The sequence below is a fragment of the Roseomonas sp. TS2 genome, assembly GCF_058833935.1.
This window is the reverse complement of sequence record NZ_JCACVY010000152.1, coordinates 1-10,913: the sequence shown is the minus strand read 5'-3', so window position 1 is coordinate 10,913 and position 10,913 is coordinate 1. Positions and strand designations below refer to the sequence as shown.

At 73.8% G+C, this 10,913-nt stretch carries 12 protein-coding genes and 1 pseudogene; 8 read left to right on the top strand and 5 right to left on the bottom strand.

Annotation, left to right across the window (positions count from 1 at the left end; genetic code table 11):
• The 4 genes and pseudogenes from ACZJYS_RS18865 to ACZJYS_RS18850 all read left to right on the top strand — a co-directional run.
• Window positions 1-327, top strand: a pseudogene (locus tag ACZJYS_RS18865) (helicase-related protein); the annotation flags it as partial.
• Between the two features lies 1 nt (window position 328).
• Window positions 329-658, top strand: coding sequence for an RNA-binding S4 domain-containing protein (locus ACZJYS_RS18860; RefSeq protein WP_493179919.1), 330 nt, complete (start codon window positions 329-331; stop codon window positions 656-658).
• Between the two features lie 140 nt (window positions 659-798).
• On the top strand, window positions 799-1,131 hold the full coding sequence (gene fdxA, locus ACZJYS_RS18855) for a ferredoxin FdxA (RefSeq protein WP_109516219.1): 333 nt from the start codon (window positions 799-801) through the stop codon (window positions 1,129-1,131).
• 262 nt (window positions 1,132-1,393) lie between these two features.
• Window positions 1,394-1,963, top strand: coding sequence for a CarD family transcriptional regulator (locus ACZJYS_RS18850; protein ID WP_245906188.1), 570 nt, complete (start codon window positions 1,394-1,396; stop codon window positions 1,961-1,963).
• An 82-nt stretch (window positions 1,964-2,045) separates the two neighbouring features.
• Here the strand turns inward: ACZJYS_RS18850 and ACZJYS_RS18845 are convergent, their stop codons facing one another.
• Window positions 2,046-3,116, bottom strand: coding sequence for an Ldh family oxidoreductase (locus ACZJYS_RS18845; RefSeq protein WP_493179918.1), 1,071 nt, complete (start codon window positions 3,114-3,116; stop codon window positions 2,046-2,048).
• Window positions 3,117-3,129: 13 nt separating this feature from the next.
• Window positions 3,130-4,110 (bottom strand): Bug family tripartite tricarboxylate transporter substrate binding protein, encoded by a 981-nt coding sequence (locus tag ACZJYS_RS18840; RefSeq protein WP_109516222.1) that lies wholly within the window; start codon window positions 4,108-4,110, stop codon window positions 3,130-3,132.
• Window positions 4,111-4,230: 120 nt separating this feature from the next.
• On the opposite strand from ACZJYS_RS18840, the gene ACZJYS_RS18835 reads away from it, so the two are divergent.
• A complete protein-coding gene (locus tag ACZJYS_RS18835) occupies window positions 4,231-5,163 on the top strand; it encodes a LysR family transcriptional regulator (protein WP_493179917.1) in 933 nt (310 codons plus the stop codon).
• A 69-nt stretch (window positions 5,164-5,232) separates the two neighbouring features.
• Here ACZJYS_RS18835 and ACZJYS_RS18830 read toward each other — a convergent pair whose 3' ends face one another.
• From ACZJYS_RS18830 to ACZJYS_RS18820, 3 genes are all read right to left on the bottom strand, one after another.
• Window positions 5,233-6,018: a Bax inhibitor-1/YccA family protein gene (locus tag ACZJYS_RS18830; RefSeq protein WP_109516224.1), complete on the bottom strand. Its 786-nt coding sequence runs from the start codon at window positions 6,016-6,018 to the stop codon at window positions 5,233-5,235.
• 172 nt (window positions 6,019-6,190) lie between these two features.
• A complete protein-coding gene (locus ACZJYS_RS18825; protein ID WP_493179916.1) occupies window positions 6,191-8,710 on the bottom strand; it encodes an ABC transporter permease in 2,520 nt (839 codons plus the stop codon).
• Window positions 8,707-9,471 (bottom strand): ABC transporter ATP-binding protein, encoded by a 765-nt coding sequence (locus ACZJYS_RS18820; protein WP_379652051.1) that lies wholly within the window; start codon window positions 9,469-9,471, stop codon window positions 8,707-8,709. The genes ACZJYS_RS18825 and ACZJYS_RS18820 overlap by 4 nt, the downstream gene beginning before the upstream one ends.
• A gap of 94 nt (window positions 9,472-9,565) precedes the next feature.
• Here ACZJYS_RS18820 and ACZJYS_RS18815 point away from each other — a divergent pair, with 94 nt between their 5' ends.
• The 3 genes from ACZJYS_RS18815 to ACZJYS_RS18805 form a co-directional block, all read left to right on the top strand.
• Entirely contained in the window at window positions 9,566-10,126 is a 561-nt protein-coding gene (locus ACZJYS_RS18815) for an arylesterase (RefSeq protein WP_456316670.1), read from the top strand.
• 6 nt (window positions 10,127-10,132) lie between these two features.
• Entirely contained in the window at window positions 10,133-10,717 is a 585-nt protein-coding gene (gene thpR / locus ACZJYS_RS18810; protein WP_493179915.1) for an RNA 2',3'-cyclic phosphodiesterase, read from the top strand.
• A 12-nt stretch (window positions 10,718-10,729) separates the two neighbouring features.
• Window positions 10,730-10,913, top strand: a 184-nt coding sequence (locus tag ACZJYS_RS18805; protein ID WP_493179914.1) for a hypothetical protein, incomplete at its 3' end; no start/stop codon positions are given.

The window sequence follows — 10,913 nt, the reverse complement described above, 5'->3', positions numbered from 1 at the left end:
CCGCGCGAGGCCGCGCCCGCCGCCGAAGGCACCCCCGAGGGCACGCCCCCGGCGCCGGAGCGGGAGCCGCGCCGCGAGCGCGGCCCGCGCGACCAGGCCGGTGGCGGACCGCGCTTCCAGGGCAAGGGCGGCCCCCGCCCGCAGGGAGACCGCCACCAGGGCGACCGGCCGCCGCGCCCGCAGGGCGAGCGCGGCGACCGCCGCGGCCCGCGCAACGACCGCGGGCAGGAGCCACGCTCCTTCTCCTTCTCGCCCGAGAAGGGCAAGGGGCCGGACCCGGACAGCCCCTTCGCGGTGCTGGCGCGCCTGAAGCTGGGCAAGGACTGACTTGGCGGCCGGCGGCGACGAGGACCGCGACTGGCAGCGGCTCGACAAGTGGCTGTGGTGCGCGCGGGTGGCCAAGACCCGCGCGGATTGCTCCCGCCTCGTGGCGCGCGGCGCCGTCCGCCTCAACCGCCAGCCGGTGGACAAGCCGCACGCGAAGCTCCGCCCCGGTGATGTGATGACCCTCGCCCTCGGCGGGCCGGAGCGTGGCAGCGTGCGGGTCTGGCGCATCCTGGCCCTGGCCGGCCGGCGCGGCCCCGCCCCCGAGGCGCGCACCCTCTACGAGGACCTGACCGAGCCGCCGCCAGGCGCCCCGCCGCCCGCCGCGCCCTGACCTCCGCCATGCCCGGCGCGGGGCCGCGCCATCGCAGAAAGGCGGTTGCGCGGGCGGGCATTGCGGTCCATTTCTCCGCCGCGCGCCAGGGTGTCTGGCGCAGGAGCTGTCTGGAACGGACGGCAGAAGGATTGGGGCCCGTGACCTACGTCGTCACCGAGAACTGCATTCGCTGCAAGTACATGGACTGCGTGGAAGTCTGTCCGGTGGATTGCTTCTACGTGGGCGAGAACATGCTGGTCATCCACCCGGATGAATGCATCGACTGCGGCGTCTGCGAGCCCGAATGCCCCGCCGAGGCCATCTTCCCCGACAGCGACGACCGCGCCGCCGAATGGGCGGAGCTGAACCGCACCTATGCCCAGCAATGGCCGAACATCACCCGCAAGGGCGAGGCGCCGGCCGATGCCGAGGAATGGAACGGCAAGCCGGACAAGAAAGAGCTGTTCGACCCCAAGCCCGGCGCCGCGTGACGAATCACGCGTTTTTTGCTATCCTGCGATTTGGGCCTGGTTGTCCGCGCCCCGGCGCGGCCCCAGCTTTTCTGGGTGCGTGAGGCGATGAACGCGCGGCCGGCTCCCTCCGGTGGCGCCGCCCCTCCCCGCACTTGCGGTTCGCAGGAGTAGACAGCGGATGAAGCCACCCGCCGGCGCGAGATCCACCAGCACGCAACCCGAGCCGGCCCCGGCCGAATCCCGAACCTCCCCCCGCATCCTACCCGGACGTCGCCCAGGCATGTCGGAATCCCAGAGTCCCTCCCCCACCGAAGGCGGGTCCTCCCGCCCTGTTCCGCCGCCCAAGCCGCTCGGCAACCAGGGCAGCGAGTTCAAGGCCGGCGACCATGTGGTGTACCCGACCCACGGCGTGGGTCAGGTGCAGGGCATCGAGAGCATGGCGGTGGCCGGCACGGAGCTGAAGGTGATCATCGTCACCTTCGAGGAGAACCGCATGACGCTGCGGGTGCCGCTGAACAAGGCGGCCTCCTCCGGCCTGCGCAAGCTCGCCAACACCAACATGATGGGCGAGGCGCTGGAGACGCTGAAGGGCCGCGCCCGCATCAAGCGTACCATGTGGTCCCGCCGCGCCCAGGAATACGAGCAGAAGATCAACAGCGGCGACCCCGTGCAGATCGCCGAGGTGGTGCGCGACCTGCACCGCAACGCCGGCCAGCCGGACCAGTCCTTCTCCGAGCGGCAGATCTACGAGCTGGCCATGGACCGGCTGGCCGCCGAGGTCGCGGCGATCGACGGCACCGACAAGAACGCGGCGATGAACAAGCTGCTGGAGCACCTGAAGCAGGGCTGACCGCCACGCTACGGCAGCCGGATACGCAAGAAGGCCCGGGAGCAGCCAGCTCCCGGGCCTTTTTCCTGCGCGGCGGCTGGCTTCAGCCGGGAAAGGCGACGCCCAGCCGCGCCGACCATTCGCGCAGCGCGGCCACGGTCCCGGCCGGCACCTCCAGCCCCTCCGCCTCGGCCCGCGCGATGCCGCGCGCCGCCTGCTCGCCCGGCAGGCGCACCGGGCGGGCGGGGTCGGCCGGCGCGTTGGCGCGGCAGGCCTCGGCCAGGAAGGACATCTGGTCCCCGAAGGCCTCCCGCCCGGCGAAGGCGCCGGGGTCCATCACCTGCAGGTAGACGCTGGCGCCCCAACGGCCCGGCGCGTCCCGCCGGCCATGGCCGGCCAGGCCCTGGGTCAGCGCCTCCACCATCAGCGCCAGGCCGAAGCCCTTGTGCCCCGCCTCCGGCCCGCCCAACAGCATCAGGCTGCCGCGCGACGCCTCGCGCTCCATCACGGTGGGGTCGCGGGTCGGGCGGCCCTCGGCGTCCAGCAGCCAGGGGTGCTCGAACATCTCGCCGGCGGCGGCCTTCTGCCGCGTCATCGAGACGGTGGTGATGGAGGCGGAGATGTCCACCAGCACCGGCACGGCGCCGGCCGGGAAGCCGACCGCGAAGGGGTTGGGGCTGAACAGCGCCTCCCGCCCGCCGAAGGGCGCCACGATCCGGCTGTGCGGGCCGGAGGAGGCCAGCATGACGAAGCAGCCGGCATCGGTGGCGCGCCTGGCCAGGGCGGCGAGGCAGCCGATATGGTGGCTGCGCCGCATGGCGAGGGTGACGACGCCATGCCGCGGCAGCCGGGCGAGGGCCTCCTCCACGGCCTGCTCCACCAGCCACAGGCCAGGGCGGTAGCCGCCATCCCAGACCAGGGTGGCGCCGGTGTCGCGCAGCACCTCCGGCTGGCCGGCGGTCTCCATCCGCCCCGCCGCGATCTCGGCCAGGTAGGCGCCGGCCTGGGCCAGGCCGTGGGTGCGGCGGCCCATCATGTCGGTCAGCACCAGCAGCCGGCCGACGCTCTCCGCCATGCCACGCTCCAGCCCCGCCGCCGCGAACAGCGCCGTGGCGAAGGCCTCCAGCTCCCGGGGCGCGCGCCGCAGGGCGGCGGGGGCGGTGGACAGGCTCATGCGGCGGGCTTCCTCACTCGGGGCGGATGTTGTGGGTACGGACGATGGCGCCGTAGCTCTCCGTCGCCTGGGCCAGCCAGCGGCGGAAGGCGTCCGGCCCCTCCACCCGCGGCTCGCCGCCCAGCTCGGCGATGCGGCCGGCGATGGCCGGCTGCGCCATCACCGCGCGCAGCACCGTCTCCAGCTTCTCCACCAGTGGGCGCGGCGTGTTGCCCTGCACCATCACCCCCTGCCAGGTGCCGGCATCGGCCATCGGCCAGCCCAGCTCGGCGAAGGTCGGCACGTTCGGCAGCGCCGCCAGCCGGTGCGGGCCGGAGACGGCGATGCCGCGCATCTGCCCGTTCACCACGTAGGGCTGCGTCGCCGTGGCGCCGTTGATGATCATGTCCGCCTCGCCCGAGCTGATGGCGAGCAGCGCCGGCGCGCCGCCACGGTAGGGCACGTGCGTCACCTCGCCGCCGAGCTTCGCGGCCACCTCCACGGCGGTGAGGTGCGTCAGGCTGCCGACGCCGGCATTGGCCAGGTTCAGCCCGCCCTTCCCCCTGGCATGGGCCGCGAGGCTGGCGGCGTCCGTCACCGCCAGGGTGTTGCGGGTGGCGGCGAGATAGGGCGCGTAGATCAGCATGGTGACGGGCGCGAGGTCGCGCTGCACGTCGAAGGGGATGCGCGGGAACAGCGCCGGGTTGATGGCGAGCGTCGAGACGTCCATCAGCAGCAGGGTGTGGCCATCCGGCGGGCTCTTGGCCACGGCGTCGGCGCCGATGTTGCCGGCGGCGCCGGCCCGGTTCTCCACCACCACCGACTGGCCGAGCGCCTTCGTCATCTCGGGCGCCAGCAGGCGGGCGATGATGTCGCTGGTGCCGCCCGGCGCGTTCGGCACGATGATGCGCAGCGTGTGGTCGAACCCCTGGGCGCGCAGGGCGGGTGCGGCCAGCGGCGAGAGGGCGGCGGCGCCGGCCAGGGGCGCGGCGCGCAGCAGGGTGCGGCGAAGCATCTTGGTTGTTCTCCCCGGAACTGGCCGCCTGTGGCGCGCGGCCTTGGCTTCCGCTCTAGGCCTGCGCGGCGATACCGGTCTAAACCTGATTCGGCATCGGCCGATGCCGGGGCGGTATCCATGTTCGAGTTCAACCAGCTGCGCTGCTTCGTCGCGGTGGCGGAGGAGCTGCACTTCCACCGGGCCGCGGCGCGGCTGAACATGACGCAGCCGCCGCTGAGCCGGCAGATCCAGGCGCTGGAGCACCGGCTCGGCGCCGTGCTGCTGTGGCGGGACAGCCGCGGCGTGCGCCTCACCCCGGCAGGCCAGGCCTTCCTGGAGGATGCCCGGCGGCTGCTGCGGCTGGCCGAGGGCGCCGCCCTCCAGGCCCGGCGCGTGGCGCGCGGGCAGAGCGGCGAGGTGCGGATCGGCTTCACCGCCGCCTCCAGCTATGGCGTGCTGCCGCGGCTGGTGGGCCTGCTGCGCACCCGCCTGCCGGAGATCACGCTGACGCTGCGCGAGGCGGTCTCGCAGGAGCAGGTGCAGGCCCTGCAGGCGGGGCGGCTCGATCTCGGCCTGCTGCGGCCGGTGGGGCGCCCGGCCGGGCTGCTCAGCACCCGGGTGCAGCGGGAGGCGCTGCTGGTGGCGCTGCCGCGGGCGCATCCGCTGGCGTCGCGCCCCGCCATCGCCCTGTCGGCGCTGGAGGACGAGCCGCTCATCACCTACCCGCCGGTGGAGGGGCGCTACCTGCACGACCTCGTCACCGGCCTGTTCCGCCTTTCGGGCATCGTGCCGGAGCGGGTGCAGCACATCAGCCAGACGCATTCCATCCTGGCGCTGGTGGGGGCGGGGCTCGGGGTGGCGCTGGTGCCGCGCGCGGCCGAGCGGCTGCAGCCGGCCGAGGTGGCGCTGCGGCCGCTGGACATGCCGGCACCGCCCGCCGCCGAGCTGGTGCTGGCCTGGCGGCCGGAGATGGAGAACCCGGCCTGCGCCACCGTGCTGGCCATGCTGCGCGCGGAGTGGGCGTCGCTCGGCACGGGGCTGGAAGGGCTCGGCCCGCCGCCCCAGGGCTGAGCGGCGCAAAGAAAAAGCCCCGGAGGTTTCCCCCCGGGGCCATCCACCCTTACCGGGGCGCCGGCAGGATCAGTCCTGCTGGCGCACGCCCATGAACTGCAGCAGCAGCTGGAACAGGTTGATGAAGTTCAGGTACAGGCCCAGCGCGTCGAACACGCTGCGCTTGGCGGCGATGTCCGTGCCCTCGGCATAGGCGTACTCGACGTAGTCGGACTTGATCCGCTGCGTGTCGTAGGCGGTGAGGCCCACGAACACCACCACGCCGATGACGCTGATGGCGAACTGCAGGGCCGAGGAGCCCACGAACATGTTCACCACGCCGGCGATGATGATGCCGATCAGGCCCATCATCATGAAGGTGCCGAGCTTCGTCAGGTCCGCCTTCGTCGTGTAGCCGTAGAGGCTGACGGCGGCGAACATGCCGGCGGTGATGAAGAAGGTGCTGGCGATCGAGGCGCCCACATACACGGCGAAAATGTTCGCCATGCTGGCGCCCATGGCCGCGCAGAACACCCAGAACAGCGCCTGCACCGTGCCCTTGCTCATCCGGTTGATGCCGAAGGACAGCACCAGCACGAAGGCGAGCGGGGCGAGCATGGCCGCGAAGCCCAGGATGGTCGGCTGCGTGGCCAGGCCGCGCGGCGTGCGGACAACCGTGTAGAACAGGTCGGCCGCGCCGGTGTTGGCGATCAGGTAGGCAACGATCGCCGTCAGCAGCAGGCCGGACGCCATCCAGTTGTAGACGCGCAGCATGTAGGACCGCAGCCCGGCATCGACGGCGGCCGCGTCGGCAGTCGCTGTGCGACCCCAGCCAGGCGCACCCGTCGTGTATCGATAGTCGGGACCAGTGGCCATAGGTGTCTCAACTCCTCCCAGCGCGGAGAATCCGCGGGTCATGAGTAATATGGACTAACGGTAATCTGGTTCAACGGGAATCGCGGGCGTGGCGGGCGGGGCCGCGCAGAATTCATCGGCCCGCCCCACCCGCGGCAGGGTTCCCTTAGCGGAAAGGCCCCGGGGCGGGAAATCACTCATTGCGCAACAATGGCGCGGCCCGCGCGCGCAGGGCCAGCGCCGTGCCCGCATAGCCCAGCAGCAGCGTCAGCAGGGTGCAGCCCAGGATGGTGGCGGCCAGCGTGCCGGGCAGGAAGGCCCAGTCCGTCCGCATCACGTAGCGCGCCACGGCCCAGCTCGCCGCCGTGCCGCAAAGCGCCGCGATGACGCCCGCCGTGGCGCCGAGCAGGCCGAACTCCACCATCCACGCGCGGCGCACCTGGGCGCGGGTGGCGCCCACCACCTTCAGCACCACGGCATCCCGCACCCGGCGGCGCTGGCCGGCGGCCATGGCGCCGGCCAGCACCAGCCCGCCCGCCAGCAGCGTGACCCCCGCCACCGCCGAGACGGCGGTGCCGAGCCGCTCCAGCAGGCCGGAGACCGCCTCCAGCGCGTCCCGCACGCGGATGCCGGAGACGTTGGGGAAGGCGTCGGTGATGGCGCGCAGCACGGCGGCATCGCGCGCCGGGTCGCCGCGCAGGGTGGCGATGTGGGTGTGCGGCGCCGCCTCCAGCAGCCCGGGCGAGGCGATCAGCACGAAGTTCAGCCCCAGCCCCTGCCACTCGATCTGCCGCAGGCTCGCCACCTTCAGCGCGATGTCGCGGCCGAGGATGTCGAGCGTTACCGTGTCGCCGACCGTGACGCCCCAGCCCTCGGCCAGCCGGGCATCGAGCGAGAGCAGCGGCGGGCCGCTGTAGTCGGCCGCCCACCACTGGCCGGCCACCAGGCGGGTGCCCTCGGGCGGGGTCGCGGCATAGGTCAGGCCACGGTCGCCGCGCAGCGCCCAGCGCGTGTCCTCGGTGGCCTGCACCTGGTCCACCGGCACACCCTTGATGGCGGTGATGCGCGCCCGCAGCGAGGGCACGCGGCGGATCTCCGCCACGCCGGGCTGCGCCAGGGCGAGCTCGTCGAAGCGCCGCGCCTGGTCGGACTGGATGTCGATGAAATAGAAGTTGGGCGCCGCCTCGGGGAGCTGGTCCTGGATCTGGCGGCGGAGGTTGCCCTCGATCATCGCCACCGCCGAGAGGGTGGTCAGGCCGATGCCCAGCGCCACCAGCAGCAGCGCGGTGGGTGCGCCGGGGCGGTGCAGGTTGGCCAGGCCCAGGCGCAGCGCCGGGCGCCGCTGGTGCCGCCAGCGCCGCGCCAGCGCCATCAGCGCGCTGGCGCCGAGGCGGAACAGCAGCAGCGTGCCGCCGGCAGCGGCGCAGAAGCCGAGCGCGAAGCCCGGCTGCTCGGCGCTGCCCACCACCAGCGCCACCAGCGCCAGGGCGGCGGCGGCGTTCACCGCCAGCAGCGACCAGCGCGGCCGCCCGCCGCCGCCCTGCACCACGTCGCGGAACAGCGCGGCGCCGGGGATCTCCCGCGCCCGGCCAAGCGGCCAGAGGGCGAAGGTGAGCGCCGTCAGCACGCCGTAGAGCGCCGCCTGGGCCAGCGGCAGCGGGTAGAAGCCAAGGCGCGGCGGCACCGGCAGGGCGCCTTCCAGCGCCCGCGCCGCCAGCACCGAGAGCCCCTGCCCCAGCAGCAGCCCGAGCAGGATGCCAAGCGCCGAGAGCACCAGCACCTGGAGCAGGTAGGTGGTGAAGATCACCCGCGCCGGGGCGCCCAGGCAGCGCAGCGTGGCGATGGTGCGCGCCCGCTGGTCCAGCCAGGCGCGCACGCCCGTGGCCACGCCGATGCCGCCCACCAGCAGCGCCGTCAGCCCGGCGAGCGTCAGGAAGGAGGCGGCACGGTCGAGGAAGCGGTTGACGCCGGGCGAGGCCTCGGCGGCGCCGCGGATGCGCCAGCCGCCATCGTCATGCGCCACGCGCAGCGCCTCGGCGAAGGGGCCGGGCGCCAGGCCGGGCGGCAGGGCGATGCGGTACTCGTACTGCACCAGGCTGCCGGGCTGGATCAGCGCCGTGGCCGGGAGGCTCTCCATTGCGATCATGGCGCGCGGGCCGAGGATGGCGGGGCTCGCCACCTTGTCCGGCTCCGAGCGGATGGTGCCGGCATGGCGCAGCCGCGCCTCGCCCAGCCGGATCTCGTCGCCGGGGGCGACGCCGAGGCGCTCGGCCACCAGCGGGTCCAGCGCCACCTCGCCGGGGGCGAGGCGCCCGCCCCGCTCCGGCGGCAGCGCCGGCTCCAGCGCCAGCGCGCCGTAGAGCGGGTAGGCCCCGTCCACCGCCTTCAGCTCCACCAGGGAGCGCTCGCCCGAGGGGGCGATGGCCATGGCGCGCATCTCCACCACCTCGGAGAGGCGGGCGCCCTGGCCGGTGATCCAGTCCCGCGCCGCTTGCGGCATGGGGCGGTAGGAGACGCGCACCGAGAGGTCGCCGCCCAGGATGCGGGCGCCGTCGGCGGAGAGCCCCGCCTGGATGCCGGCGCGCAGCGTGCCGACGGCGGCGATGGCCCCCACCCCCAGCGCCAGGCAGGCCAGCACGATGCGCAGCCCCCGCAAGCCCCCGCGCAGCTCCCGCCGCGCGAAGCGCAGGCTCAGCCCGAAGGTGCCGCTCACGAGGAAGCAGCCGGGGGGGGCGTGGCGCTGTCTTCCACCAGCAGGCCATCGGCCATGCGCAGGCGGCGGCCGCAGCGGGCGGCGAGCGCCGGGTCGTGGGTGATCAGCAGCAGGGTGGTGCCGAGCTGCTCCCGCAGGCCGAACAGCAGGTCCATCACCGCCTGGCCGGTGGCGCCGTCGAGGTTGCCGGTGGGCTCGTCGGCCAGCAGCAGGCTGGGCTCGCCCACCACAGCGCGTGCCAGCGCCACGCGCTGCTGCTCGCCGCCCGAGAGCTGCCCGGGGTAATGCTCCAGCCGGTGGCCGAGCCCGACCCGCCCCAGCGCCACCCGGGCGCGCTCGAAGGCATCCGCCCGCCCGGCGAATTCCAGCGGCACGGCGACGTTCTCCAGCGCCGTCATGGTCGGGATCAGGTGGAAGGCCTGGAAGACGATGCCGAGATGGTCGCGCCGGAAGCGCGCGAGGCCATCCTCGTCCAGCCGGCCGAGATCGGTGCCGGCGACCCGGAGGCCGCCGCCGGTGGCGCGCTCCAGCCCGGCCAGCAGCATCAGCAGCGAGGTCTTGCCGGAGCCGGAGGGGCCGACCAGCCCCACCGCCTCACCTTGTTTCACGTCCAGATCAAGGCCGCGGAGGATGTTGACCTCACCCCCCGGCCCCGCCACCTTGAAGGCGAGCCCGCGGGCCTCGATGAGGTTTGCGTCGCGTCCGGCCCCCGCGGGGGGCCTCGCAGCGGGGGAACGGATGGCGTTCGGTGCGTCCAGCATGTTCCGCAGATATGGCCGGCGTGCCGCACTGCGAAGGGCAGCTCTCGGTATCGGAATATTTCTTTCGGCGTGGCCAGCCCGGGCGCAGGAGCCGGTGCGGCTGCTGATCCTGGGCGATTCCATCACCGCCGGCTACGGGCTGGCGCCGGAGGAGGCCTTCCCCGCCCAGCTGCAGAAGGCGCTGCGGGAGGCGGGGGAGGCGGTGCGCGTCATCCCCGCCGGGGTCTCGGGCGACACCACGGCAGGCGGCAAGGCGCGGCTCGACTGGGCGCTGGCCGACCGGCCGCAGGCGGTGATCGTGGCGCTCGGCGGCAATGACGGGCTGCGCGGCCTGCCGCCGGCCGACAGCCACGCCAACCTCGACGACATCCTGAACCGCCTCGCGGCGCGCGGCCTGCCCACCCTGCTGGCCGGGATGCTGGCGCCGCCCAATCTCGGCGCCGAATACGGGCGGGATTTCGCCGCCACCTTCACCCGGCTGGCCGAGGCGTATCCCCAGGTTGTCTTCTATCCCTTCCTGCTGGAGGGGGTGGCGGGCGAGCCAGCGCTGAACCAGCCGGACCGGATCCATCCCAACGCGCAGGGCGCGGCGGAGATGGCGCGGCGCATGCTCCCCGCCGTGCGGGAGCTTCTGTCCAAGGTGCAGGGAGGTTGAGCCGCCATGCCACGCCTGTTCGTTGCCCTGCCCCTGCCGGAGGCGCTGCGGGAGCAGCTCTCCGACCTTGCCGGCGGACTTCCCGGCGCGCGCTGGGTGCCGCCCGAGAACTACCACCTGACGCTGCGCTTCATCGGCGAGGTCGAGGGCTGGCGCGCGGATGAGCTGGACGAGGCGCTGGCCGGCATCCGCGCCCGCCCCTTCGACCTCCAGCTGGCGGGGCTCGACATCTTCGAGAAGGCTGGGCGCATCCACTCGCTGCATGTGAAGGCCGAGCGCGGCGAGCGGCTGGCGCATCTCCAGTCCAAGGTGGAGACGGCGCTGCAGCGTGCCGGCCTGCCGCCCGAGCGCCGCCGCTTCGCGCCGCACGTGACGCTGGCGCGCACCGACAAGGTGGCGCCCGACAAGCTGATCGGCTTCGTCCAGGCGCACAACCTGTTCCGCCCGCCGCCGGTGGTGGTGGAGCGCTTCTCCCTGTTCTCCTCCCGCCTCGGCAAGGAGCAGGCGCATTACGAGGCGGAGGTGGATTATCCGCTCGAAGGCGACGATGCCGGCCGTTCCGGGCTTGCCGGGCGCGAGGCGGAGTTCTAGGCAGCCGCCGGGATGACCCGGCTGCGCCCCTTCCTGCTGAGCCTGTTCACGCTGCTCCTGGTCGGCCAGGGGCTGGTGGCGGCGACGCACTGCCTGCGCATGGCGCAGCCGCGCGCGGACGGCCTGCTGCTGCACCTCTGCACGCCGGACGGGCTGAAGCTGGTGCAGCTCCCCCCCGATCCGGCGGACGGCCCCG

What these genes read in the sequence shown, in the direction of transcription:
- ACZJYS_RS18835 (WP_493179917.1), top strand. Translation starts at nt 4,231, where the DNA reads ATGTTCGAGTTCAACCAGCTGCGCTGCTTCGTCGCGGTGGCGGAGGAG.
- thpR (WP_493179915.1), top strand. Translation starts at nt 10,133, where the DNA reads ATGCCACGCCTGTTCGTTGCCCTGCCCCTGCCGGAGGCGCTGCGGGAG.
- ACZJYS_RS18820 (WP_379652051.1), bottom strand. Translation starts at nt 9,471, where the DNA reads ATGCTGGACGCACCGAACGCCATCCGTTCCCCCGCTGCGAGGCCCCCC.
- ACZJYS_RS18840 (WP_109516222.1), bottom strand. Translation starts at nt 4,110, where the DNA reads ATGCTTCGCCGCACCCTGCTGCGCGCCGCGCCCCTGGCCGGCGCCGCC.
- ACZJYS_RS18850 (WP_245906188.1), top strand. Translation starts at nt 1,394, where the DNA reads ATGTCGGAATCCCAGAGTCCCTCCCCCACCGAAGGCGGGTCCTCCCGC.
- ACZJYS_RS18845 (WP_493179918.1), bottom strand. Translation starts at nt 3,116, where the DNA reads ATGAGCCTGTCCACCGCCCCCGCCGCCCTGCGGCGCGCGCCCCGGGAG.
- ACZJYS_RS18830 (WP_109516224.1), bottom strand. Translation starts at nt 6,018, where the DNA reads ATGGCCACTGGTCCCGACTATCGATACACGACGGGTGCGCCTGGCTGG.